Source organism: Paenibacillus sp. FSL W8-1187, assembly GCF_037965485.1.
In the GTDB taxonomy this organism is placed as follows: Bacteria; Bacillota; Bacilli; order Paenibacillales; family Paenibacillaceae; genus Paenibacillus_O; species Paenibacillus_O pasadenensis.
Genome location: NZ_CP150181.1, coordinates 3,332,701 through 3,354,873 on the forward strand (window position 1 = coordinate 3,332,701; position 22,173 = coordinate 3,354,873).

Annotated in this window: 23 protein-coding genes and 4 tRNA genes; 12 read left to right on the forward strand and 15 right to left on the reverse strand. The window is 59.6% G+C overall.

Going from position 1 to position 22,173, the window contains the following annotated elements; genetic code table 11:
- Nucleotides 1-77 precede the first annotated feature (77 nt).
- The 3 genes from NYE40_RS14485 to NYE40_RS14495 are packed head-to-tail and all read left to right on the forward strand — an operon-like array spanning nucleotide 78 to nucleotide 3,569.
- Nucleotides 78-1,427, forward strand: a complete 1,350-nt coding sequence (locus NYE40_RS14485) for a spore germination protein (protein ID WP_339278592.1) — start codon at nucleotides 78-80, stop codon at nucleotides 1,425-1,427.
- Entirely contained in the window at nucleotides 1,420-2,490 is a 1,071-nt protein-coding gene (locus tag NYE40_RS14490; protein ID WP_339278593.1) for a GerAB/ArcD/ProY family transporter, read from the forward strand. The genes NYE40_RS14485 and NYE40_RS14490 overlap by 8 nt, the downstream gene beginning before the upstream one ends.
- Nucleotides 2,487-3,569: a Ger(x)C family spore germination protein gene (locus NYE40_RS14495; RefSeq protein WP_028596954.1), complete on the forward strand. Its 1,083-nt coding sequence runs from the start codon at nucleotides 2,487-2,489 to the stop codon at nucleotides 3,567-3,569. Before NYE40_RS14490 ends, NYE40_RS14495 begins: the two co-directional genes overlap by 4 nt.
- A 149-nt stretch (nucleotides 3,570-3,718) precedes the next feature.
- Here the strand turns inward: NYE40_RS14495 and NYE40_RS14500 are convergent.
- Nucleotides 3,719-3,791 (reverse strand) — tRNA-Val (locus NYE40_RS14500).
- 186 nt (nucleotides 3,792-3,977) lie between these two features.
- Between NYE40_RS14500 and NYE40_RS14505 the strand changes: the two genes are divergently transcribed.
- The 3 genes from NYE40_RS14505 to NYE40_RS14515 all read left to right on the forward strand — a co-directional run bounded on the left by NYE40_RS14505 (nucleotide 3,978) and on the right by NYE40_RS14515 (nucleotide 5,070).
- Nucleotides 3,978-4,418, forward strand: coding sequence for a VanZ family protein (locus NYE40_RS14505; RefSeq protein WP_052332846.1), 441 nt, complete (start codon nucleotides 3,978-3,980; stop codon nucleotides 4,416-4,418).
- A gap of 119 nt (nucleotides 4,419-4,537) precedes the next feature.
- Nucleotides 4,538-4,681: an aspartyl-phosphate phosphatase Spo0E family protein gene (locus NYE40_RS14510; RefSeq protein ID WP_084136441.1), complete on the forward strand. Its 144-nt coding sequence runs from the start codon at nucleotides 4,538-4,540 to the stop codon at nucleotides 4,679-4,681.
- A gap of 98 nt (nucleotides 4,682-4,779) precedes the next feature.
- Complete coding sequence (locus tag NYE40_RS14515) at nucleotides 4,780-5,070, forward strand: hypothetical protein (RefSeq protein ID WP_028596955.1); 291 nt, start codon at nucleotides 4,780-4,782, stop codon at nucleotides 5,068-5,070.
- Nucleotides 5,071-5,199: 129 nt separating this feature from the next.
- Here NYE40_RS14515 and pstA read toward each other — a convergent pair whose 3' ends face one another.
- The 4 genes from pstA to NYE40_RS14535 all read right to left on the reverse strand — a co-directional run bounded on the left by pstA (nucleotide 5,200) and on the right by NYE40_RS14535 (nucleotide 9,550).
- Entirely contained in the window at nucleotides 5,200-6,084 is an 885-nt protein-coding gene (gene pstA, locus NYE40_RS14520; RefSeq protein WP_028596956.1) for a phosphate ABC transporter permease PstA, read from the reverse strand.
- Nucleotides 6,081-7,016 carry a phosphate ABC transporter permease subunit PstC gene (pstC, locus tag NYE40_RS14525; RefSeq protein ID WP_052332847.1) on the reverse strand — a complete coding sequence of 312 codons (936 nt, stop codon included), beginning with the start codon at nucleotides 7,014-7,016 and terminating at the stop codon, nucleotides 6,081-6,083. The genes pstA and pstC overlap by 4 nt, the downstream gene beginning before the upstream one ends.
- A gap of 248 nt (nucleotides 7,017-7,264) precedes the next feature.
- Nucleotides 7,265-8,128, reverse strand: a complete 864-nt coding sequence (locus NYE40_RS14530; protein ID WP_028596957.1) for a phosphate ABC transporter substrate-binding protein — start codon at nucleotides 8,126-8,128, stop codon at nucleotides 7,265-7,267.
- A 60-nt stretch (nucleotides 8,129-8,188) separates the two neighbouring features.
- Nucleotides 8,189-9,550, reverse strand: a complete 1,362-nt coding sequence (locus NYE40_RS14535; protein ID WP_028596958.1) for a stalk domain-containing protein — start codon at nucleotides 9,548-9,550, stop codon at nucleotides 8,189-8,191.
- A 162-nt stretch (nucleotides 9,551-9,712) separates the two neighbouring features.
- Here NYE40_RS14535 and NYE40_RS14540 point away from each other — a divergent pair, with 162 nt between their 5' ends.
- Nucleotides 9,713-10,051, forward strand: a complete 339-nt coding sequence (locus NYE40_RS14540) for a L,D-transpeptidase (RefSeq protein ID WP_028596959.1) — start codon at nucleotides 9,713-9,715, stop codon at nucleotides 10,049-10,051.
- Nucleotides 10,052-10,164: 113 nt separating this feature from the next.
- Entirely contained in the window at nucleotides 10,165-11,148 is a 984-nt protein-coding gene (locus NYE40_RS14545) for an S-layer homology domain-containing protein (protein WP_052332848.1), read from the forward strand.
- Here the strand turns inward: NYE40_RS14545 and NYE40_RS14550 are convergent.
- Both NYE40_RS14550 and NYE40_RS14555 read right to left on the reverse strand, forming a co-directional pair.
- The gene (locus NYE40_RS14550) at nucleotides 11,111-11,920 is read right to left on the reverse strand and encodes a radical SAM protein (RefSeq protein ID WP_153783802.1); all 810 of its coding nucleotides are present in this window, start codon (nucleotides 11,918-11,920) and stop codon (nucleotides 11,111-11,113) included. The two genes, NYE40_RS14545 and NYE40_RS14550, sit on opposite strands and share 38 nt — an antisense overlap.
- Complete coding sequence (locus NYE40_RS14555) at nucleotides 11,917-12,642, reverse strand: uracil-DNA glycosylase (RefSeq protein ID WP_028596961.1); 726 nt, start codon at nucleotides 12,640-12,642, stop codon at nucleotides 11,917-11,919. Before NYE40_RS14555 ends, NYE40_RS14550 begins: the two co-directional genes overlap by 4 nt.
- A gap of 67 nt (nucleotides 12,643-12,709) precedes the next feature.
- Here NYE40_RS14555 and NYE40_RS14560 point away from each other — a divergent pair, with 67 nt between their 5' ends.
- Both NYE40_RS14560 and NYE40_RS14565 read left to right on the forward strand, forming a co-directional pair.
- The gene (locus NYE40_RS14560) at nucleotides 12,710-12,979 is read left to right on the forward strand and encodes a hypothetical protein (protein ID WP_043110782.1); all 270 of its coding nucleotides are present in this window, start codon (nucleotides 12,710-12,712) and stop codon (nucleotides 12,977-12,979) included.
- A gap of 150 nt (nucleotides 12,980-13,129) precedes the next feature.
- On the forward strand, nucleotides 13,130-13,381 hold the full coding sequence (locus NYE40_RS14565) for a hypothetical protein (protein ID WP_028596962.1): 252 nt from the start codon (nucleotides 13,130-13,132) through the stop codon (nucleotides 13,379-13,381).
- Nucleotides 13,382-13,444: 63 nt separating this feature from the next.
- Here the strand turns inward: NYE40_RS14565 and NYE40_RS14570 are convergent.
- From NYE40_RS14570 to NYE40_RS14580, 3 genes are all read right to left on the reverse strand, one after another.
- A tRNA-Leu gene (locus tag NYE40_RS14570) sits at nucleotides 13,445-13,527 on the reverse strand.
- A 135-nt stretch (nucleotides 13,528-13,662) separates the two neighbouring features.
- A tRNA-Ile gene (locus NYE40_RS14575) sits at nucleotides 13,663-13,739 on the reverse strand.
- 38 nt (nucleotides 13,740-13,777) lie between these two features.
- Nucleotides 13,778-13,851: transfer RNA gene (locus NYE40_RS14580), tRNA-Met, on the reverse strand.
- A 246-nt stretch (nucleotides 13,852-14,097) separates the two neighbouring features.
- Here NYE40_RS14580 and NYE40_RS14585 point away from each other — a divergent pair.
- Complete coding sequence (locus NYE40_RS14585; RefSeq protein ID WP_028596963.1) at nucleotides 14,098-14,406, forward strand: hypothetical protein; 309 nt, start codon at nucleotides 14,098-14,100, stop codon at nucleotides 14,404-14,406.
- A 51-nt stretch (nucleotides 14,407-14,457) separates the two neighbouring features.
- On the opposite strand, the gene NYE40_RS14590 is transcribed toward NYE40_RS14585, so the two are convergent.
- Entirely contained in the window at nucleotides 14,458-15,378 is a 921-nt protein-coding gene (locus NYE40_RS14590; protein ID WP_228551555.1) for an HD domain-containing phosphohydrolase, read from the reverse strand.
- Nucleotides 15,379-15,505: 127 nt separating this feature from the next.
- Entirely contained in the window at nucleotides 15,506-15,682 is a 177-nt protein-coding gene (locus NYE40_RS14595) for a hypothetical protein (RefSeq protein ID WP_153783803.1), read from the reverse strand.
- Between the two features lie 208 nt (nucleotides 15,683-15,890).
- Here NYE40_RS14595 and NYE40_RS14600 point away from each other — a divergent pair, with 208 nt between their 5' ends.
- On the forward strand, nucleotides 15,891-16,634 hold the full coding sequence (locus NYE40_RS14600) for a sulfite exporter TauE/SafE family protein (RefSeq protein ID WP_153783804.1): 744 nt from the start codon (nucleotides 15,891-15,893) through the stop codon (nucleotides 16,632-16,634).
- A 156-nt stretch (nucleotides 16,635-16,790) separates the two neighbouring features.
- Here NYE40_RS14600 and NYE40_RS14605 read toward each other — a convergent pair whose 3' ends face one another.
- From NYE40_RS14605 to NYE40_RS14615, 3 genes are read right to left on the reverse strand one after another with little or no spacing between them, the layout of a single operon-like run.
- A complete protein-coding gene (locus NYE40_RS14605) occupies nucleotides 16,791-18,353 on the reverse strand; it encodes an extracellular solute-binding protein (RefSeq protein WP_084136445.1) in 1,563 nt (520 codons plus the stop codon).
- Nucleotides 18,350-19,234, reverse strand: coding sequence for an ABC transporter ATP-binding protein (locus NYE40_RS14610; protein ID WP_028596967.1), 885 nt, complete (start codon nucleotides 19,232-19,234; stop codon nucleotides 18,350-18,352). The genes NYE40_RS14605 and NYE40_RS14610 overlap by 4 nt, the downstream gene beginning before the upstream one ends.
- Before the next feature lie 6 nt (nucleotides 19,235-19,240).
- Entirely contained in the window at nucleotides 19,241-22,147 is a 2,907-nt protein-coding gene (locus NYE40_RS14615; RefSeq protein WP_339280057.1) for an ABC transporter permease, read from the reverse strand.
- Between the last annotated feature and the right edge of the window lie 26 nt (nucleotides 22,148-22,173).

Consider the following 22,173-nt stretch of genomic DNA (forward strand, 5'->3'; position numbering starts at 1 on the left):
GCATTTCAATGTGTCCAGCCCCAATTATTGCATAAAGAATTTAGGGAATCTGCATAATACCTCAAAAGAGGTGGTTGATGTTGCAGTATTTGGATCAAGACTATGCTCAAAGCTTGGAGAGCGAGCTGCAGGAACGACTTTATCAAAGAGCGGATTTTCTATGCAAGCACGTTGTCATTGCAGGAGAGAAATTCAAAGCCTATTATCTGCGAACTCTAGTAAACTTGCCGGTGACGCTGTCGATTCTAAATCAAATCGTCATGGATAAAAATAATGACTTGAAATGGGATGCGCTCCATTCGATGGAAGTGGATGCTTCGGGATCGCTGAATGCCTTGTTTGATTATGTGCTGCAAGGAAAGCTTATCCTTTTTGGCCAAGAGGGATTTTTCGCCATCATTGAACCTGAGGGGGCGGAGCTCTCCAGGGCTGTCATGAGTCCCAACAGCGAAAATCCCCTGCAGTCGGCATTTGATGCCTTTACGGAAGATCTGGATACCAATATCGGGTTGATTCAAAAAAAAATGATCTCGGACCAATTAGTGATCGAAACTCGATCCGTCGGCAACCGAGCCTTAAAGAAAATCGCCATGGTTTATCTAAAAGGAACAACACTTCCGGAAGTAATTGAATCAGTGAAGAAAAAGCTGGATGAAAATGCCCATTTAGAGCTTTCCACCGTACGGGATTTGACCCGAATTCTGGGACATCCTAAACTCACTCTTATTCCAACCTATATTTCCTCGGAATTGCCCGAGGAGACGGTGCAAAATCTGCTCAATGGCAAAGTGGTTATTTTAATGGACCAATTTTCCTTTGCTTTCGCATTTCCCGCTATCGTCAGCGATTTATGGTCCACTACCCTGGATGTCCAATACCCGCTTCTGTTTCAAGTGTTTCTTCGTGCCATTCGCGGCGCATCCTTGTTGTTATCCGTCACGCTTCCAGGCTTATACGTTGTTCTCAACTCCGTGAATCCGGAGCTGCTCCGCATCCAGCTGGCCATTACCGTAGCCAAGAGCAGGGAGGGCGTGCCGTATCCATCGCTCATTGAAGCACTGTTGGTGTTATTGTTGCTGGAGATGATTATAGAAGCGACAATAAGGCTGCCCAAAAACATTGGTCCGACGATAACGATGATTGGCGGCATCTTGCTGGGACAGGCCATCGTTCAGGCTAAACTGGTCAGTAATTTGCTTATTATTATTTTAGTTGCGTCTGCCATTTCAAATTTTGCCTTGACGAGCTACATGAATGCGGTCGGAGTAAGACTATACAAGTATGTGGTGTTGGTTGTCAGTTCCATCTTCGGCATTTGGGGTCTAGAGGCTGCCCTGGTTTGGGTCATTCTTTACTTTGCATCGTTGACGACCTGTGCGGTGCCTTACTTGAGTTGGAGTGTGAAGGGAAGGATGGCTGATGAATAAATTCCAGACGATTATCCTTTTCTTCTTGCTGCATCTAGCTTCCATATTCGCCATCTTTCCGGAGCGAATGATAGCTTCCGCCTCCAAAGGACACTGGATGCCGGTTGCGATCATTTTTTTGGCGGAGCTGCTGGTATTGTGGCTCTACCTGAAGGCTATGTCAAAATTTCCAGAAAAAACGGTCATGGAGCTTTGCTCGGATGCTATCGGAAAATGGGGGGCCGGGCTGATCGTGCTCCCGCTGTTGGTTTTTCTATTTCTAGAAGTAGTCCTGCTTACTTATTACCTGTCTTCAGAGATCCGAACTGTCCTGCTCCCAGAAACACCTGCATACGCTACTTCGGCCATTTTTGTCGCCATCTGTTTCTACGGAGCCTGGACGGGACTAGCCGCAATGATTCGGGCGAGTATGGGATGGTTTATTTTGTTCATGCCTTTCATCCTTTTCTCCTTGCTGATCAGCATAGGCAACTTTAATTTCCACTACATTTTCCCGGTTTGGGACAGCCAGTTTTCGTTCCTGTTGCGGCCGGATTTTTATGTGGGGACCATTATTTTCGCAGGGTTTCTGTTTCTTGGCATGACTCCGTCCCATTTAAGGATCCGTTTTGGCACTGCTGCTGCGCTAGTCGGAGTTATCTTCCTGATTGCGCTGACCTCCGTCTACGTCCCTCTGCTCATTTTTGGACAGGAAACGGCCATTCATTTTCAATATCCGATGCTCATGGCCTCCGATACCGTCGATTTGGAATGGGTCGTTTTTGACTGGCTTCCGAGTTTTTATGTCGTTTCTTCCAGCGGGTTGGGATTAATAAAAGTTGCTGTTCTGCTCTGGATGTTCACGTCTATGCTGAAACAGCTCTATTTGCCTAAGGCGAAAAGTCGATGGATCCTGGCCGTTGTATGCCTGTTCCTGTATGCCGCCAGTCAGTGGATTCCTAACATTATGGCTCTCGATAAATTTCTTTATATCAACGCTTGCTTATGCTTGTATTCCACCGTTGGTTTTCCAATTATCGTCTACTTGTCGACATTGTGGCGCAGAAAGGAGGTCCGCGCATGATAAGCTTAAGGATGAAGATTGTTGCCGTCATGATTGGAATGATGATCTTGTTGGAAGGATGCTGGGATACGAAAGATATTAACAAGCAGTATCTTCCGGTCGTTATGGGGATCGGGAAGGGTTCGAATGAAAAATACAACATTATTTTAGAAATCCCGGATGCAGCAGGAAAAATTCAGTTTTTGGAAAAGGAAGCCAAATCTATCAGTAAAGCGATTGATCTCATTCGTACCGATTCCGAAAAAAGCATCAATTTGGTGCATTTAAGGCTCTTATTGTTCGATTACAAGATTGCCGGCGAAGGTATTCGAGACATTATCGATTATGCCGTCAGAGCAAACGACCTTTCAATTAAAGGCATGGTCGCCATTGTCGATGGCGATTTCGACAAGACGATGTATCATGTTATCTCGCCAACACCAGAAATATCTACCTATGATTTTTTCAACAAAGAAGCAGGCTGGACTCCAAACCAATCCCTTTTACGGATATGGGAAGCTTATCGCAGCCAGAATTCCTATTCCGAAGACATGGCCATACCCTTGCTTCAAAATGGTGAACGCACCATGTATAAGTTTAAAGGAACAGCCGTCATGCGTGAGGACCGCATGGTTGGGAGGCTGAATCGAGAAGAGACGTTTCTGTACAATTTATTTAAAGGCGAATATACGGGAGGAACGATTGAGATTGCAGAGAATACAAGCGTTCTCATCAAAAATGTAAAAATAAGACATTATCCCCGCTGGTCGGCTAAAGGGCCCTCATTAAGAACGGATATCACCCTTGATGTTACCATTGCTGAAGGCCCTAGCGGAAAAAGCAATATGGAGATTGAAAGAGAGGTTCGCAAGCAGTTAAATCGAAACTTTGAAAAGACCGTCAAAAAATTAGAGCTTCTTCGCTCAGATGTGCTAGGCGTCGGCGTTATTTACCGTCCACAGCTATCGGAAGAGCAGCTAAAAAATTGGAAATCAGAATGGTTTCCTAAGCTTGAGCAGAAAATCAATGTTCAAGTTAACGTCATCAACGATATCTTCATTAAAAATGAAATTCAAAAGGATAAGACCTTAATTCGATAAAAACGTTCTCAGGTCACATTTATAGCCACGTTGTTGACCAGGGCATGATCTGTCCTCGGACGCCGGACGCTTATCCATACAAGAGGAACACTGATATCGCTTTCTTCCTCAAAATGAAAAAAACCCTTGCTCCGCAAGGGTTTTTGGTATGATCTGTAGTGGGCTCGAACCACTGACCCCCACCCTGTCAAGATGGTGCTCTCCCAGCTGAGCTAACAGATCATGTTTAGAAGGGATATTTCTTTCTTTCATCTCGTCCGCGTTTGTCCCGCGAACAATTAATACTATACCAGCTCGACCAAACATCGTCAACACTTTTTTCAAAAAAAGTTTCCGGCCTGTTTCGCAGGCGATTCCATCGGCTATACTGCAAACCAAACGGCCAACGAAAAGGAGTGATCCGCCGCCATGCCGACAAAACCGAATCCTCATCCTCTGCGCCTAGCCGCCGTGCTTGCCTGGGCCGGCCTCCTGCTCATGCTCACCGGCACGGAAAGCCTCCGTCAGCTCCTCCTTCATCGGGAGCTGGTTTTCTCCTTCGATCTTTCTCCCGACTTCCGGCCGTTTTTCCATTGGGCGGACATCCGCTCCATCCATAGCGAATGGCTGCTCGTCAAGCTCGGCCACTTTCTCGGCTTCGCGGTGCTCGACCTGCTGCTCATGCTGTGGTTAGGACGCAAGCTCCCGGCGCTGGCTCTTTCGCTGCTGTTCGCGTTGGCGACGGAAGCGCTGCAGCTGTTTCAGCATCGGGACGGCAGGCTGTACGACGTGATCATCGATCTGTCGGGAGCCCTGACCGCAGCCTTTTTACTCGTCTGTTTTGCCGCCTTGTCCAAAAAAGACCGGTGACCCCTGTTTCAAACCGAGTTCAATCGCTTTAAGAATAGTCATAGAGAGTGGCAATATATAGTAAATTATGCATAAGTTGTCGACATCATCCATCAATTTTTCTAAGGATGTGACTGACCATGTCGAAAAAGACCGAGATCATGAAGGATATCGAACGGTTGCGCGAAGCCCTCAATAAGGCTCCCGTAAGCTCTTCTGGATACAGTCTGGAGCTAAGCAGACGTTTGGACGAATTGATCGTTTCTTTTTATAAAGCAGGCTGATTCCGTATAATCGTTCTTTCGTCCTATTGCCTCTTCCATTCTACAGGCCTTTTATGATACAATTCGTATCATAGTAGATTGGTTTAGGGGTTGCTGTCATGCTAGTGCTGAGGCTGCTGAGCGAGCCGGCCCATTTCCAGCAGGCCGTCGACGAAGGATGGACCGTGTCCGTTTACAAGGATTCCCGCCTGATCCTAAGCGGCCATCCGATCGAGATGTTCAATCGCGATACGGTGAAAATTGCCGGAACTTATTTTTTCATGGAACAATGCAAGTTCGAGGGCTGCCGCACCGTCCTTCCGCATCGCCCTGCAGTCGAATCGCTCGCGCCGCGCGTCCGCAGGCGCAAGCAGCCCCCTCCTTCGCTGCACCAAGCATCCGACTCCTAAATAAAACGAAATCGACCGCGATGGTCCGCCGGCAGGGGACGATCGCGGTCTTTTGACGATGGGCCATGGAAGCCTCTCGGCGGCGGCAGGAGCGCCCGCAGGAACGCCTGCCTCATCCTTGCCCAAAACCTAGGCGCGCCGCGCGTTCCACCAGATCGGGATGCGCAGCAGCAGATTGAGCAGCAGGACGACGATCAGCAGCACGGCAGCCGCATGCGAAGCGATGTCAGCGGCGTCCGGCACGATCGCCTCGGATTGCACGTACCAGAGATGCACGGCCAGCGTCGCTCCCGGCGACATCGGATCGAAGTCCCACATGAGCCCTGAGGTGGAGACGCCCGATACGAGCACGATGACGGCGCTCTCTCCGAACGCGCGTCCCGCCGTCAGGCTGATGCCGGTCATGATGCTGGACAAGGCGGCCGGCAAGCACACCTTGAAGATCGTCTGCGTATGCGTCGCGCCAAGCGCCAGCGAGCCTTGCTTGTACTCCGGCGGCACCGAGCGCATCGCCTCCTCCGTCACCCGCGTCAGCAGCGGCAGATTGAGCAGCGCGAGCGTCACGGCCCCGCCGATGATTGTCAGACCGATGCCCATGCCCTCCACGAACAGCGCGATGCCGAACAGGCCGAAAATAAGCGACGGCACGGACGCCAGTCCCTCGACGCAGATGCGGATGAGGCCGATCGCGCGGTTGTCGGGAGCAAACTCCGCCAGATAGATGCCGGAAGCAAGGCCGAGCGGAATCGAGATGAGCAGCGAGAGCACGAGAATATACAGCGAGTTGAACAGCGCCGGTCCGATGCCGCCTCCTTCCTCGATCTCGCTTGGCAAGCCGAGCACGAAGCTCCACGACAATCCCGGAAGCCCCTCCGCCAAAATCGTGCCGAGCAGCGCGAGCGTGAACAGCACGCAGCCGAGGCCGACGGACCAGACGACGGCGGTGAACGCCTTGTCGGCGCGACGGCTGCGGCGGAGCGCGGTGCGCCGCGCTTGATTCGCAGCTTGACTCATGCCGCATTCTCCCCTTTCTTCTGCAGCATCCGGACGACGCCGATCATCAGCAGCGAGATCGCGAGCAGCAGGAAGCCCATCATGTACAGCGCGTTGTTCCAGGTCGAGTCGAAAGGCACGTTCGGCAGCTGCATGACGATATTGCTCGTCAGCACCGACGTCGGCTTGAGCAGGCTGTCCGCCAGCTGCGGCGTATTGCCGATGACCATGACGACGGCCATCGTCTCGCCGATCGCGCGCGCCATGCCGAGGATGACCGCCTGCACGATGCCGCGGCCGGCGGCCGGCAGGATGACGCCCGTGACGGTCTGAAAGCGCGTCGCACCGAGCGCGAACGAGCCCTGGACATACTTGCGCGGCACGGCGCGCAGCGCGTCGTCGCTGATGCGCGTAATCGTCGGCAGCACCATGACCGCCAGCACGAGCGATGCCGCCAGCACGCCGTCGCCCAGATTCGAGCCGGTGACCGCGCGCAGCGCCGGAATGAGCAGCGTCAGGCCCATATAGCCGTACACGACGGACGGGATGCCGACGAGCAGGTCAAGGATCGGACGCACGACTCGGCTGAGCCGCTGCGGAGCGAGCTCGGCCAGGAACAGCGCCGCCAGCAGCGAGATCGGCACGGCGATGAGCAGCGTCAGGCCCGTCACCGCGAACGTGCCGAGAATGAAGACGAGCGCGCCGTACTTCTCGTTTTCCGGCTCCCAGGCCGTAGACAGGAAAAACTCGCTGACCGGGACGTCGCGGAACGTCAGCACGCCGGTGCGGAACATGAAGAACAGCATCGCCAGCAGCACGCCGCAGACGAGCACGGCCGATGACGCGCACAGCAGCCGGAACGAGCGATGCTCCAGCCTCAGGCGCAGCCTGCGGACGCTGGAGCTGCGCGAAGGGCGCTGCGGGGCGGATAGGGTTGGAATGGTTTTGCTCATGGGCGGACGATCCTCTCCGAGAGATGAAAAGCATCCCCGGAAGCCGGCCTCCCGGGACGTGTTTGCAAACCGGCTTAGGAGCCTTGCAAACACGCCCTGGGCGCGGTTTCCGGGGAGCGGGTCGAGCGGGAATGGCACCGGAATGGAGAAGGCGAAGTTGTTACGCTTCCTTCATGGCCGACACCGGAATGGAAGGCGAGATTATTACTCGCCTTTCATTGCCGACACCGGAATGGAAGGCGAGATTATTACTCGCCTTTCATTGCCGTAATCGGGATGAACTTCAGCTTCTTCAGCGAGCCGTTTTGGAACTTGGCGCTCTGGATGTACTCGATGAACGCTTTCGTCGCGCCGGTCGGCTGGCCCTTCGTCATGTAGTAGCCGTAGCTCCACACCTTGTACTTGCCGTTGATGACGTTGTCCGTCGTCGGAGCGACGTTGTCGATTTTGACGGCGTTCATCTTGTCCGTCACGTAGACGAGGTCGATGTAGCCGATCGCGTTCGGCGTCGTCTCGACGGCCGTTTTCATGTCGCCGCTCGATTTGACTTCTTTATAGTTGTCGCCTTTGGAGATGAAGTCGGTGCCCTTGAGCGCCTTCAGCTGGAAGTTGACGCGCGTGCCGGAGCCGAAGGCGCGGTTGACGACGACGATGTCGGCATCCTTGCCGCCTACTTCCTTCCAGTTTGTCACCTTGCCGGAGAAGATGTCCTGCAGCTCTTTCGTCGACAGCTCGGTCACGCCCGTGCTTTTGTTGACGATCGCCGCGAACGGGATGACCGCCACTTTATTGGCGACCTGGCCGTCGAACTTCTTGAAGCCCGGAACGTCCGTGGAGGCGTCCCAGTCGCAAGCGCCGATGTCGGCGATGCCTTTGCGGACCGATTGAGGACCGGTCACGGAGCCCGCGGCGGAGGCGGAGATGCGCACCTTCGGATGCAGCTTCTTGAATTCGCTCGCAGCTTGCAGCGACAGCGGCAGCAGCGCGGAGGAGCCGTTGATGACGATTTTGCCGCTCAGTTTGGAGGCGGCCGCCGTGGCGGAGCCGGAGTAGGAGCCGAGCAGCAGCGTCGCCGCCAGCGTGATCGTAGTCATTTTGCCGAACCATTTCATGTGGAAGTTTCCCCTTTCGATTGGACCCGTAAAAATTGGCCGTCAGGCCGTGCTTGCCGCTTACTTGCTGAGAGTTGTCCAGCGTCCGTCCGCGCCGAGCGACTGCAGCCGTCCGTCCGCGATCAGCGCGGCGCGCTTGCCGTCCTTGGACAGCGTCAGGCCGTAGGCGCCTTCCGGAGCGGCAGCCAGCTTCGTCACCGCTTCGGTGGACTCGTCCAGCACGTAGACCGACGTTTCGGTCAGGATGCCGATGAAGCTGCCCGCCTGGACGGCTTCCAGCACGTCCTCTTTGTCGAAGGCGGTTTTCGCTTGCTCGCCTTTTTGCGAGACGAGCGTGGAGATCGTCTTCTCGTCGCCGGCCTTCACATAATAAACAGTGCCGGATGCGGAGCGCTGGATGAACAGCTTGTCCTCGTCGCCCTTGGTCAGAGCGGCCGGCTTGGCGTCAGCGGCGCCAAGCGCCAGATCGAACAGCTGCGGGCTCGTGCCGGCCAAGTCGATCGCGACATCGTCGAGGCTGACGTCCTTGTTCGCATCGGCGGTCACCTTGCCGGTCTTCACGACCGAATACGTCAGGCCCGCTCCGTTCACGGACAGGTCGCCCTTGTACTCGACCTTGTCGTCCAGCACCTTGGACACTTTGCCGTCTTCGAGGGAAATCGCCGCGATGACAGAGGTTTTGTCGCCTTGCAGGAAGAACAGGCTCTTGCCGTCCGGCGCCCATTGCAGATTGCTCTTGATGCTCGTGTCCGTGCCGAGCTTGCGCATCGTCCGCGCCGCCAGATCGACGATCCGCACGACGCCGTCAGCATCCGCGAACGCCGCCGAGGCGCCGTCCGGCGAGACGACCAGCTCGGAAGCGCCGTTCGAGGTGAGCAGCTGTGTCCGCGCTCCGGTCGCCGGGTCGACGATGTAGTCGAGGCGGCCGTCCTCCGTCGTGACGGATGCGATCAGTCCGCTGCCTGCCCATTGGACCGAGTCGACCGCATCGAGCAGGTCGAGCGTCTCGATCGACCAGCCGTCCGCTCCGCCCTTCCACGTCGCTCCGAGAGCGGCCGCATAGGCGCCAGGCTCGATGTAGTTGACCTGCTTCCAGCTCGTGACGGCGCTGGACAGAGCGACCGGACCTTCGTCCGTCTGGATCTGCTTGGAGCCGGCTTGCAGCAGCAGCGTGCGGTCTCCGAGCGTGACGCGCACGCCGGCTCCGCCGGGAAGAACCTCCAGCTCGGCGCCGAGAGCATGGGCGAGATCAGCGGCGGACAGCAGCTGGCTGCCCCCCTGGACGATCGAGCGTACGATCACTTCGTTTCCATTGACGCTGATCGTGGCTTGCTTCGCTTCGGCCGCGGACACCGCTGTTGCCGCACCGGCTCCGATCGCGGCGACCAGCGCCGCTGCAATTGCTTTAGATCCTCTGTTCATGGTTGGCTCTTCACCCTTCTTTGCGACTATTGTCCCGTACAAGCTGATCCTAAGGCATAATTGTTTAGGCTATATTTGGAATTTTTAACGATTATGTAAAGGAAAGACCCAGGCGAAAGGGGGCTTCGGTCGCATATGCTACCGGGAAGGGAGAAGGTCCGCATGCCTAAATACCGCATCATCGTCGATCTGTCCGATCGCGCGCTCTATCTGCTGGACGGAGATATTGTCGTGAGGCAGTTTCCGATTGCTGTCGGCAAGATGCTGACCCGGACTCCGACCGGAGAGTACACGATCATCAACAAGCAGCTGAATCCGGGCGGGCCGTTCGGAGCGCTATGGATGGGGCTGTCGAAGCCTCACTACGGCATTCATGGCACGAACGATCCCGCCTCCATCGGGCGCGCAGTCTCGCATGGCTGCATCCGCATGCACAACGAGGACGTGCTCGAGCTTTCGGCGCTCGTGCCGCTCGGGACCAGAGTCACGATCCGTCCCTGAGCCGCAACCATTCGCTCCTGGACTGCGTCTGTAACGGCAGAATGGTCTTTGCTTGCCGGGCCGAGTTTTGGGCCAACCTACAGATAGCGGAATCGAGAAGGGAGCGAGGGAAGATGACGAGGAATAGAAAGAAAAGCCGGCTGCTGGCCGGCGGTCTGGCAGCGGCGCTGCTGCTGGCGGCCGCGCCGCTCCATGCCGGCGCTTTTGCCGATGTGGAAGCGGATCCGAACGCGGCCGCCATCCGCAGCTTGGAACAGGCCGGGCTGCTGAGCGGCGGAGACGGCAAGTTCCGGCCGGCGGAGGCGCTGACGAATGCGGAAGGAATAGCTCTGCTCGTGAAGGCGTTCGGGCTCAATCTGGACCGGATCCGGTTCATTCAGGCTCCGCAGGCGAGCCAGTACTATCCGGGCATGAGCGACAGCGCATGGTATTCGGAGTCGTTTCTGATCGGCGCGGCGCTCGGCGTCGGGCTGCCGAAGGACGTGAAGCCGGGCGCGCCGATGTCCCGCGAGACGTTCGCGGCGCTGCTGCTGCAGGCGATGAAGGCGGCTGACGGCGGGTGGAGCGGAGCAAAAGGCGAGGCGCCCGAGGACGATTCCGCGGTCGGAAGCGCCTATCGGGACAGCGTGCTCGAGCTGATCGGCGCGGGTCTGCCGCTGCTCGATCCGTCGGGAAATTTCCAGCCCAAAAAGGCCGTCTCGCGCAGCGACGCGGCAGCCTGGGTCGAAGGAGGAAGGAAGCTCGTGAAAGGCATAAAACCGGAAAGCGAATCTCCCTCTCCCGTCTCGCCGCTTGCAGGCGTCGAGCTGACGACAGCGAAGCTGGCGGACGGCGTCGTCAAAGTGACCGTATCCGCTCAAGCACCGAATCCCGGCTACGGCATCCGGATCGCCTCGATCCGCTTCGACGGCGGACAGGCGATCGTGAGCGTCGCCGTCGTACGGCCGAAGCCGGGCCAGATGTACCCGCAGGTCATCACCGAGGTGAGCGCCGACACGTATGTCGACGAAGCTTATACGGCCGTGCTCGACGAAGCGGCGGCCAGCAGCGGCGAGCCGCTCAAGGGAGGAATCCTGCCCGGGAAAAATGCACGCTGACGTCCGGGCTTGCCAGCAGCGACTCATAGAACCGGTCCGCGGCGGCCGGCGCATAGTCGGCCTCGAGGCCGAGGGAACGGTACTGCTCCCTCATGCCGAGCTGGCCGGAGCGCCGGCCGCCGCTGCCGTCTCCGCGGTGGAAGTCGTCGACGACGATGCGCGGCGCCTCGCGGACGAGACGGCTTGCGAACCGCTCCGTATGGGGCAGCAGCGGCGAGACGGCCGCCTGCACGGGAATGCCCGCCTCGCGCAGCTCCTTCAGCGCGCGCCAGCGGGCGGCGAGCGGCGGCGCCTGCGGCGTGAACCGGCGGCGCATCGCCTCGTCGTCCGTCTCGATCGTCACGCTCGCGCGCAGCCTGCCGCCGAAGCGGGCCAGCAGCTCCTTGTCCCGCAGGATCAAGGCGCTGCGCGTCTGCAGCAGGATGAACTCCGGCGGGCGCTCCAGCATGAGCTCGAGCAGCGAAGCGGTCGTGCGCGCCTGCGCCTCCGCGGGCTGGTACGGATCGGTCGCCGAGCCGAAAAAGAGCCGGATCGGCCCTTTGTCCGATTCGCGGCTCCATTCGCGCCGGAACGCGGCCGCATCGAGCTTCTTGACGTCGACCCAGCTGCCCCACGGCTCGGCCCGGAACAGTCCGACCGGCATCCGGCGGACATAGCAGTAGCTGCAGCCGAAGCTGCAGCCCGTGTACGGATTGAGCGTATGCGTATAGCCTTCGAGATAGCCTGCCGCAGGATTGAGCCAGCGGGCCGGCCGTTTCGCCGGGCCGCTCATCGGGCGCCGCGCTCGTGCCCGGCGGCGGCTTCGTCGCGAGCGGCCGGCTCGGCCGTCCGGCACCAGTCGATCGGCTCCATGCCGTGCTTTTCCAAAAAAGCGTTCGCCTTGGAGAAGGGCCGGCTGCCCAGGAAGCCGCGATGGGCCGAGAACGGACTCGGATGCGGCGTAGACAGCAGCAGATGCCGGCTCCCGTCCAGAAAAGCGGCCTTGTTCTGCGCATGCTTGCCCCAGAGCAGGAACACCGCCGGACGCTCCCTTTCGCCGATCAGCCGCACGATGCGGTCCGTGAACCGCTCCCAGCCGAGCCCCTGATGCGAAGCGGCTTGTCCCCGCCGCACGGTGAGCACGTTGTTGAGCAGCAGCACGCCCTGGCGCGCCCAGCCGCGCAGGTCGCCGCTCTCGGGCAGCGGACAGCCGATGTCGTCCTGAAGCTCCTTGTAGATGTTTTGCAGCGACGGCGGGATGCGCACGCCCGGCTGTACGGAGAAGCTGAGGCCATGCGCCTGGCCGGGGCCATGATACGGGTCCTGGCCGAGGATGACGACCTTCGTGTCTGCGAGCGAGGTCAGATGCAGCGCGTTGAAAATATCATGCATGTCGGGATAGACCGGACCGCTGCGGTATTCCTCCGCCAGCCGGCCTCGCAGCTCGCGGTAATACGGCTGCTGCATCTCCTCCCGGATAAACGGCTCCCAGTCGTTGCGGAACGTCACGGTCATTTGACATCGCCCTCCGTAGAAAGTAAAATTGATTAGCCCATATCGAAGAAAGTCGCAGGTGATGGCCATGAGTTACCGTCCGCTCGTAACGAACGTCAAGCTCGCGGAGCGCAACGACTCCACCCAGCTGTACCAGGTCGTCGTAAAGCTCAAGGACGGCGGAGAATGCCGCCTGTTCTACGGCCCGGAAGGCACCAAGATCAATCGTCTCCAGACGACGCCTTGTCCGGTATGCCGCCGAGACTACTACTGCAACTGCATGGACAAGTTCATCGAGGAAATCAGCAGCCAGGTCGACCTGGAAGAGCTGAAGGCTGCCGAGCCGGCAGCGAAGTAAGAGGCCTCCAGGGGCTTCTTTTTTTCTGTCTCCAGTGTACTGGATTCAGCCAAGCCGGGCAATCCGGCGTTATTTTTCACGCTGATCCGTTTAATGGAATGAAAAAACCTGCCGATATAGTTCGTATCCACGGGAGGGAGCGTGATTGCCATGCGCTTGGCTACAGCCGTCGGCTGGATGATGGCTCCGTTCGTCATGCTGCCGGCCAGATGGAGCAAGCTGTCTGCGACGAGCCGCCTGGTCGGCGCCGTCTGGTCCTCCGCTCTGCTGCTGTCGCTGCTCGCTCTGGCGATGCCCCACGGCGCGCCGAGCAATCCGGCCCAGCAGGTGCAGGCCAAGGTCGTTCCCGCCGCCGCAAGTCCGGCCGCTCCTGCCACGCCGGATTCGGACGAGCTTCCTTGATCGGCCGCGCGAAAGCATGATCCACGCAAAAAAGCAGCCCGAGGGCTGCTTTTTTGCGTATGATGCCGAAGACCGGACTCGAACCGGTACGGGGTTGCCCCCGACAGATTTTAAGTCTGTTGTGTCTGCCATTCCACCACTCCGGCAAGACGAGATGCGCCGTATGAGCGACATGACGAAAGACAGCTTACCATACTTCGCCAGCGCGCGTCAACGGATTGTCCGGACCGCCGGGAAATAAAAAACCGCCTCGCATCGCGAGGCGGTCCGTTCGTTCTGATTGGTGGGCCCTGCAGGACTCGAACCTGCGACCAATCGGTTATGAGCCGACCGCTCTAACCAACTGAGCTAAGGGCCCTTTTGAGGGATAGGTTGACTCGCATAAGGGCGAATAAGTTGCGGGGGCAGGATTTGAACCTGCGGCCTTCGGGTTATGAGCCCGACGAGCTACCGGGCTGCTCCACCCCGCGTCAAAAATCACGGTTCCGCTTGGGAACACAAACATAAATATACTACAGCCGCTCTGGCAAAGTCAACCTGCCGGCCGGCGGGCTTTGATTCGATGCAAACTCTCGCAAATCGCAATTGACGACTCTAGCAGGAATTGGTAAGATCACCCTATAAATCATGCGTCAAAAGGCCCATATATACCGATTTTTATCGGTTTATAGGACCTATGACCTTGTTTATATCCATCACCTGATAGGAGGGGTAGAATGAAGAAAAAAGCAACGCTGCTCGTTGCCGCTGCAATCGCGGTCCAAACGCTGCTCGCTGGAAGCGCCTTTGCCGCCTACAAGCCTGAACAGGACATTACCGTCGGCATCAACCTGCTGCCAAGCGTCATCAAGCCTTCGGGCGCACTGGGCGAAGCGACCTTCAATCTGCAAGAAGACGTGCATGGGACGGTAACCGGCCTCACCGGCCTTTCCATCGATCATTCCTACGCCATGGTCAAGCTGAACGGCTTCTCCCTGCTGGCCGTCGATCCGCCCCTGGCGCTGATCAACAGGCCAAAAACGTAAAACCTGCCTGGCTGCGGGCTCTCTCGAGAGCTCGGGGCCAGGCAGGTTTTTTTATAGCTGATGCGCCAGCTTGAAAAAGGCGTCCATGACATCGGGATGATATTTTCCGCGGGAGCGCTCCATCTCTTCCCATGCCTGCTCCTTGGGCACGGCTTCCTTGTAGACGCGCTGGGCCGTGATCGCATCGTAGGAATCGACGACGGCGACGATCGCCGAGCCGATGTGGATGCTGCCGCCCTTCAAGCCATACGGATAGCCGCTGCCGTCGAATCGCTCGTGATGCTGCTCCACGATGAGCCCGGCCGCCTTCAGATGGGTCATCCCGGTTTCGTTCAGGATGCTGCGCCCTAGCGCCGCATGGGTCTTCATGATTTCGTATTCCTCGCTCGTCAGCTTGCCGGGCTTGCCTAAGATGCTGGCCGGCACCCTCGTCTTGCCGATGTCATGAAAGAACGAGCCGTAATTCAGCTCCATCAGCTGGGCGGAGGTGAGGCCCATGCTCTCCCCGATCATCATCGCCATCCTCATGATCGTGTAGCAATGGTCGGCGGTGTAGCCGTCTTTCTGCTCGATGTCGACAGCCAGCCTCATGAGCTCCTTGGCATTTTCGCTATAGTGGTGGAACACGGGCTGCGAAGCGACATACAAAAACTCGCAATCCGTCTCGGCGATGAAAATCGTCTCGTCCCGAACCGGCTCTCCGGAGACGGAGTCCCCGCTCCTCAGCACATGGTCGCCCGACGGAGAATGCCAGATCAACGAGCCCGTCAGCACGTAGACGAACTCCAGCGCTTCCCATCCGTCGGCGGGATACAACGCCCAGCGGCTTCCGGCCTTCAGCCGGTGGTGAATGATCTCGGTGCCGTCGCCGGATGCGATCAGCTTCAGCTCCAAGCCGCTGCTCGTCAGCGAGACCGTCTCCATGGGCTGGTCGAAGCTCCGAATCGTCAAGCCGGACTGGCTTTCCTTCATGCGCGCCCCTCCCTTCGCTCTCTGCCAAGCTGACGTTTGAACGCGTCATTCGGCTTCATGCTACCGCTATTCTATCGCGTTCAATTTCCGGCTGCAACGAGATTTTGGAGAGCGGCCCCGAGCAGGCTCAGGGCATGTAGCGGACGCCGTACTTTCCCCGTTTCGATTGAAACACTTCGATTTCCTTCGGGCATTCGTAGCCGTAAATCCACCAATCGTTCTCCATCCGCTTGACGAGGCAGCCCGCCTGGAACTTGCTGTCGTACAGGCGTCCCCAATAAATCCATCTTGTCATCGCTGTCATCGCGTCGCTCGCATCCTTTCGTCGTCGGGCGGCTCCTGCCTGTCGTCCGAGCCTCTTTATCGTCATCGTTCCCCTGATGTACGCGCTTCATTCCGGATGCACGCGCGAAAACGGCGGGATTGCCGGACGCGCCTTCCGTCCGTTAAGATGAAGGAAACCGCGCATGACATGGCCAGGCATTCGCCTGGCTGACGCAGAGGAGGCTACCATGGAACCGACATCGTTGCAGCTGGCCGTCCTCGTCCTCTGCTCCATCCTCATCGGCTTTTCCAAAACCGGCATGCCGACGCTCGGCTTGTTCGTCGCCGCCGTCATGGCGAGCGTCTATCCGGCACGGGAATCCGTCGGCCTGATCACGCCGGTGCTTATCATCGGCGACATCATCGCGATCCTCTATTACCGCAAGGAGGTCGTCTGGCGGCATCTGGCGACGCTGCTGCCGTGGGTGTTCGCCGGCTTGATCGGCGGCTTCCTCGTGCTCGGGCGCATCCATGACCGGCCGCTCTCGATTCTGCTCGGCAGCCTCGTGCTCGCCTTGCTGCTGCTGCATCTGTTCAAGAACCGCATCGAAAGCGCCGCGTCCGTCTCGCTGAGCTCCGCTCCGGCGTTCAACAACAGCCTCGGCGTGCTGGCGGGCTTCACGACGATGATCGGCAACGCCGCCGGCAGCATCATGTCGATCTACCTGCTCGCCAAGGGCATGGACAAAATGCGCTTCGTCGGCACGAACGCCATGTTCTTCTTCATCGTCAACGTCGCTAAAGTGCCGTTCACCGCCTCGCTCGGGCTGATCACGGCCGATACGCTCGTCCTGAACGCCTGGATGATTCCGGCGGTCGCCGCCGGCGCCTGGGTCGGCATCAAGCTGCTGCCGCTCATTCCGCAAAAGGTGTTCCAAGCGCTGATTCTCGGGCTTGCCGCGCTTGGCGGCCTCAATCTGATCCTTTTCTAGGACGCAACGCATCCCGCAGGACAAAAAGGGACGAAGCGCAGTGATGCGCGCTTCGTCCCTTTTTGACGCCTGCCGGAACGATCCGGCCGGCAGTCCGACAATCGCCGGCTCGGCTCGGGACGCCGTCCCGAGAGCCGGCGGATTCGAACGCTTCCGTCAGCCGGCCGGCAGAACCTCCACCGCTCCTCCGTCCGTGCTTCCGCCTTCCTTGCCTTCCGGACTGTTCGTCGGGTTCGTCTTCAGCTTCGCCAGCAAGGCGTTGCCCTTCGTCGCCCAGTCCTTGACCGCTTCCTCGGCCGTCATCTTGCCGCTGAGCGCCTGCTGGAACGACTGCTGTCCAATCGATTGCACCTCGTAGATGCCCGGCTTCTTGCGCGCGAGCTCTTCCATCGCGCTGCTCGTCGGCGGCACCGGCTTCAGCGAGTAGAACGCCTTGATGTTGTACTGCATGCCGTCGATCGGCTTGATGAACTCCGCGCGCGCCGGAATTTCATAGGTGCTGCGCGATTTCAGCTTCGCCCATTCGCGGCTGTTGAGGAACTTGATGAATTCCCAAGCGCCGTCCGGATTCTGCGCCTTGGCGTTGATGCCCATCGGCTGGCCGAGGTAGGAGTTGCCGCCGACATCCGGGTGCTCCTCGAACACCGGCACCGTCACGACGTCCCAGTCGATCGGCTTCATGTTTTTGTTCGTCGCGGCCGCATCCTTGATGTTCTTGAGCTCCATGATGTAGTTGTAGTCGGCGATCGTCATCGCGACGTTGCCGGAGTTGAACAGGTCGTTCTGGTACATGAACGAGTTCTGGTCCTTTTCCCGCTGCTTCTGCTGCGCTTCGTTGATTTTCTGGATCTTCTCCTGCGTCGGCAGGACGTCCTCCTTGTACAGCTTGAGGATCGTATCCCAGGCGTTGGACCAGGCCGGTCCGCTGTCGACGAGCATTTTCTCGCCCTTATCGTCAAACATCTTAAGCTGCAGCGGAGCGATATACGTCTGAAGGTCGCTGAACGGATCGCCGCCGCTCCAGCGGTTCATCGTCAGGCCGAACACCTGCTTCTCCCCCGTGCCGCCCTTCACCTTGCGGGCGAGGTCGAACACCTGGTTCCAGGTCATCTTGTCGGTCGGCGGCTGCACGCCGGCGTCCGAGAAAATCTTCTTGTTGTAGAACAGGGCGGAGCCGGAGAAGGTCGGCGTCAGCACGTAGATCTTGGAGTCTCCGGCCGCCTTGATGCCGTCGATGACCGTCGGCACGTAGTCGCTGATATCGAACTTATCCTTGGCGATGAGCGGGTCGAGCTGCTGCAGCAGGCCGTCCTGCACCATCCGCTGGAGCTGGTAATAGTCGACCATCACGACGTCGACCGGATTTTGTCCGGTCAGCAGCTCCTGCATCTTCTCGTACGGATCCGGCTGCTCCTTCTGCTGGTCGCCGTTCGTGTAGCGCATGTCGTTGTAATTGTTCGCATAGACGATTTCCAAGCTGACGTTCGGATGCGTGAACTCGAACGTATCGGTGTACTGCTGGCGGAACCACGAGTCATTGTCCGGCGAGCCGTACAGCATGCCGATGCGCAGCACGCTCTGCTCCGCCTGCTCCGACGAGGAGCCGCTGCAGCCTACAAGCGTTCCCGCGGCCAGTGCCGCCGCCATCGCGGCCAAGCCGGCCGCGCGCAGGCGCGTCCCCTTCTTTTTTACCACGGCGTTTTCTCCAAGCTCCTTCATGCCTGTTCCCCCTCAATTAGCTTCGGTTTCGTAATGATGATGCGCTCCCCGTCGAACTCCATCGACGCCTTGCCTGTAATGCCGAGCGCGGTCAGGTACTCCTTGGGCACTTGCAGCCGCCCGGCCCGGTCCACGACGGCGAAAGCCTCGTGCACGTCCTGCAGGCCGCCCTGTCCGAAGCCGGTCGCTTCGTCGAGATGCGTGTTGCGCCGCAGGAACTCGGTGCTCGTGAGGCCGTCGCGGATGGCGACGACCCGGTCGACCTTGCCCGCGAGCGACAGGTCATGGGTGACGATGACGATCGTCAGGCCGAGCTCGCGGTTGAGCGTGCGGAAAATGTCCATGATGAGGTCGCTCGTGCGGCTGTCGACGGAGCCGGTCGGCTCGTCGGCGAGCAGCATCTGCGGCCGGTTGGACAGCGAGATCGCGATCGCGACCCGCTGCTGCTCCCCGCCGGACAGCTGATGCAGCTTGTTGTGCATCCGCTCCTTCAGACCGACCCACTCCAGCAGCTGCCGAGAATAGGCGCGGTCCACCTTGCCGCGCAGCATCATCGGCATCTCGACGTTTTCGATCGCCGACAGGTACGGCAGCAGGTTGCGGGCGTTGTTTTGCCAGATGAAGCCGACCGTCTCCCGCTTGTACTTGACGAGCTGCTCGTCGGTGATCTTGAGCAGATCCCACGGGCCGACGCGCACCGTTCCGGCCGACGGCCGGTCGAGGCCGCCGAGGATGTTGAGCAGCGTCGACTTGCCGCTGCCGCTGTTGCCGATGATCGCCATCAGCTCGCCGTCCTTGACGCTGAGGTTGAGCCCCTGCAGGGCGACGACCTCGAGATCGTCGGTCTTGTAGATCTTGACCAGCCCTTCGCAATCAATCATGACCCATCATCGCTCCTCTCCCATCTTGACCGCCTGATGCACCCGCAGCCTGCGGATATGGAGCATCAGCAGCAGCGCGCCGACGAGCATCATGAAGGCGACGACGACGTACAGCTGCATCGTATCCTGACTGTTGAACACGACGCGGAAAGGAGGCACGTTGCCCGATGCGTTGTCCGCCGTCTGCAGGAACGGCAGGAACAGCAGGCTCGCGATTTTGCCGATCGCGACGCCGAGCCCGATGCTGAGGCCGGCGGTGAACAGCTGCTCGAGCAGCAGCATCCCGGTCAGCTGGCGCTTGGACAGCCCCATCGCCCGCAGCACGCCGAACTGCACGACCCGTCCCGACAGGTTGAAGAACCAGTACAGGATGTAGCCGGTCAGCGTGACGATGACGGAGACGAGGAAGCCGAGGCTCAGGATGCCGAACACGCCGCCGCGCGTCGGCAGCTTGCTCTGGGCGATCAGCGCCGAGCGCACGTCCTTGACGCTCGCCAGCTCGATGCCGTGCTGCTGAAGCTCGGTCATGAGCGGGGCGACCTTGGCGTCCGGCTTCATCTTGAGCCAGACCTCGTACGGAAGGAGCGGCACCTGATCGTAGATGTAGTCCAGGTTGGCGATCAGGAACGGCGATTCGTCCGGATACTGCGACGGCCAGTACGGCAGGATGCCGACGACCGCGAAGTCGATCATGCCGTCGGAAAGCCCCATCGAGATCGTATCGCCGAGCTTGAGCTGATACTTCTCGGCGAGGCCGGACGGGACGATCGCTCCGGCGCCTTCGGCATAGATGCCGAGGTTGTTGAGATAATGGTTCGGATGGACCGGATACAAATCGTCCCGGAACCAGCCCACCTTGGCGAAGTCGACATTGTCGATGCCCATCAGCGTGCCCTGGCCGATCGAGCGGCCGGAGACGACGAGGTTGCCTTTGGCCTGCAGCACGCGGGCCGCCGCCTCGACGCCGTCCAGCGATCGGAACACCTCGAACGGCGGCTCCGAATACCGGACCTTGACCGGCTGCTGGCCGCCTCCGCCCGGATTGCCGCCTCCGCCGCCGCCGTTGCCGCCGCCATTGCCGTTTCCGCCGTTGCCGCCGTTTCCTCCATTGCCGCCTCCGCCATTGCCGCCGTTGCCGCCGTTGCCTCCGCCTCCGTTGCCGCCCTGGCCGGGCTGCAGCTCCGGCGTGCTGGACCATACGGTCTGCATGACGACGTCGGTGCCGTATTGGTAGAGCGTGCGCTCGGTCGAGTTGAGGTCGATCGTGCGCGCGGCCGAGGCGTTGTAGACGCCGAGCCCGAGCGTCAGGATGAGCAGGATCATGAGCGGATAATAGCCTTGGGACGAGCGCGACAGCTGCGTCAGCGTCAAGTAGAGCGGCACCGGCAGCAGCTTGCGGCCGAGCCAGTTGAACAGCCGCAGCAGCCACGGGAACAGCCGCAGGAAGAACAGGCCGAGCGAGAAGATCGCCAGCGCCGGCACGAAGAACAGGAACGGCTGCACGTTCAGCTGATCCGTCGTCATTCCGGTCTGGAACGTCAGCATCTGGCGCTCGCTCAGCAGGTACCAGCCGTAGCCGCTCGCGCCGAGCAGCAGCACGTCGAGGAACCAGCGCTGCCAGAACGGCGCGCGGTCCGAGCGCGCCAGCTTCTGCTTGTAGCCGACGATCGACGCCCGCGCGTAGACGACGGCCGGGATGACCGTCGCCAGCACGGCCAGCAGCACGGCCGCGCTGCCGGCGATGATCGCATCGGTCGTGAAGCCGACCGGAATCGACTTGCGGTCGACGAATTCAAGGAAGCCGTTGGCCGAGCCGATGCTCTTGGCCATGAACCAGCCGAGCAGCGGGCCGAGCACGAACGCCGCGCCGCCGAGCAGCAGGCTCTCCAGCAGATAGAGCCCGATGATCTGCCGGGTGCCGGCGCCGCGGCTGCGCAGCACGGCGATGTCGCTGCGCTGCTTGTCGAGCGCCTGGCGGGCGTTCATCGCGATGAAATAGAACACCATCGCGATCATCGGCGCGGCGAGCGTGAACAGCAGCGTCTGCAGCTGCAGGCTCGTCGTCCGGAACTGCTGCAGGATCGACGCGAAGCTGATCTCGACGCGCGTATCCGGCAGCTTTTGGTACAGCTCGATGTTCAGCCTCTCCAGCGTGCGGCTCAGCGGAACGAGCTCGCCGGTGCGAATCTCGCGCAGGTCGAACGCGTAGTACCAGGTGCCGCTGTGGAGCGGCAGCTTGCGGTCTTTCAGGATGCCGTCCGTCATGGCGGGCTCGCTCGTGAGGAAGGTGTTCATCATCCCTTCGAGGCCCTGGTACCAGAACGGATCCGTATCCTGCTTCGGCTTGAACGTGCCGACGATCTGGACGCGCAGCGTCTGGTTCGAGCCGCCTCCGTAGGCCGGGTAAAGGAACACGTCGCCTACGTGCATGTCGGCGCGGTACAGCGCCTCCTCCAGCACGACCGCCTCGATCGTATCCCCGCCGCCCTTGCCGGGCACGAACCAGCGCCCCTGCGTCAGCTCGGCCTTGCCCTCGAGCCCCGTCAGCGCCTGCAGCGAGAACTTGCGGCTGACGCTGGCGCTGACCTTGGTCGGGTCCTCCGGCGTGATGTCGGCGCTGCGGATCGAGTAGCTGCGCGTCGCCGTCTCGATCGGGAAGCCGATCTGAGCCGGGACGTCGTCGCGGATGTAGCCGTCGACGCTGCCGAGCGCGGCCAGATCGGTCGGGCCCGGGCTTGCATTGTAGCGCATGAGCAGGGAGCCGGCCGGCAGCCCCTCGCTCTCCTCCTGCAGCGATTGCGTGACGACGCGCTTCAGCGAGCCGTCCGCGTACATCGGGATGCTGACCGCGAACGCGACCGCCAGCACGAGGCCGGCGAGCGAGCTGAGCGTCAGCCATCTGGTGTTCCACATCTTGCGGAACAGGAATCGGATCAGCA

Coding starts and splice junctions, on each gene's coding strand:
- NYE40_RS14485 (WP_339278592.1), top strand. CDS start 78: ATGTTGCAGTATTTGGATCAAGACTATGCTCAAAGCTTGGAGAGCGAG.
- NYE40_RS14490 (WP_339278593.1), top strand. CDS start 1,420: ATGAATAAATTCCAGACGATTATCCTTTTCTTCTTGCTGCATCTAGCT.
- NYE40_RS14495 (WP_028596954.1), top strand. CDS start 2,487: ATGATAAGCTTAAGGATGAAGATTGTTGCCGTCATGATTGGAATGATG.
- NYE40_RS14505 (WP_052332846.1), top strand. CDS start 3,978: ATGCCGACAAAACCGAATCCTCATCCTCTGCGCCTAGCCGCCGTGCTT.
- NYE40_RS14510 (WP_084136441.1), top strand. CDS start 4,538: ATGTCGAAAAAGACCGAGATCATGAAGGATATCGAACGGTTGCGCGAA.
- NYE40_RS14515 (WP_028596955.1), top strand. CDS start 4,780: ATGCTAGTGCTGAGGCTGCTGAGCGAGCCGGCCCATTTCCAGCAGGCC.
- pstA (WP_028596956.1), bottom strand. CDS start 6,084: ATGAGTCAAGCTGCGAATCAAGCGCGGCGCACCGCGCTCCGCCGCAGC.
- pstC (WP_052332847.1), bottom strand. CDS start 7,016: ATGAGCAAAACCATTCCAACCCTATCCGCCCCGCAGCGCCCTTCGCGC.
- NYE40_RS14530 (WP_028596957.1), bottom strand. CDS start 8,128: ATGAAATGGTTCGGCAAAATGACTACGATCACGCTGGCGGCGACGCTG.
- NYE40_RS14535 (WP_028596958.1), bottom strand. CDS start 9,550: ATGAACAGAGGATCTAAAGCAATTGCAGCGGCGCTGGTCGCCGCGATC.
- NYE40_RS14540 (WP_028596959.1), top strand. CDS start 9,713: ATGCCTAAATACCGCATCATCGTCGATCTGTCCGATCGCGCGCTCTAT.
- NYE40_RS14545 (WP_052332848.1), top strand. CDS start 10,165: ATGACGAGGAATAGAAAGAAAAGCCGGCTGCTGGCCGGCGGTCTGGCA.
- NYE40_RS14550 (WP_153783802.1), bottom strand. CDS start 11,920: ATGAGCGGCCCGGCGAAACGGCCGGCCCGCTGGCTCAATCCTGCGGCA.
- NYE40_RS14555 (WP_028596961.1), bottom strand. CDS start 12,642: ATGACCGTGACGTTCCGCAACGACTGGGAGCCGTTTATCCGGGAGGAG.
- NYE40_RS14560 (WP_043110782.1), top strand. CDS start 12,710: ATGAGTTACCGTCCGCTCGTAACGAACGTCAAGCTCGCGGAGCGCAAC.
- NYE40_RS14565 (WP_028596962.1), top strand. CDS start 13,130: ATGCGCTTGGCTACAGCCGTCGGCTGGATGATGGCTCCGTTCGTCATG.
- NYE40_RS14585 (WP_028596963.1), top strand. CDS start 14,098: ATGAAGAAAAAAGCAACGCTGCTCGTTGCCGCTGCAATCGCGGTCCAA.
- NYE40_RS14590 (WP_228551555.1), bottom strand. CDS start 15,378: ATGAAGGAAAGCCAGTCCGGCTTGACGATTCGGAGCTTCGACCAGCCC.
- NYE40_RS14595 (WP_153783803.1), bottom strand. CDS start 15,682: ATGACAGCGATGACAAGATGGATTTATTGGGGACGCCTGTACGACAGC.
- NYE40_RS14600 (WP_153783804.1), top strand. CDS start 15,891: ATGGAACCGACATCGTTGCAGCTGGCCGTCCTCGTCCTCTGCTCCATC.
- NYE40_RS14605 (WP_084136445.1), bottom strand. CDS start 18,353: ATGAAGGAGCTTGGAGAAAACGCCGTGGTAAAAAAGAAGGGGACGCGC.
- NYE40_RS14610 (WP_028596967.1), bottom strand. CDS start 19,234: ATGATTGATTGCGAAGGGCTGGTCAAGATCTACAAGACCGACGATCTC.
- NYE40_RS14615 (WP_339280057.1), bottom strand. CDS start 22,147: ATGTGGAACACCAGATGGCTGACGCTCAGCTCGCTCGCCGGCCTCGTG.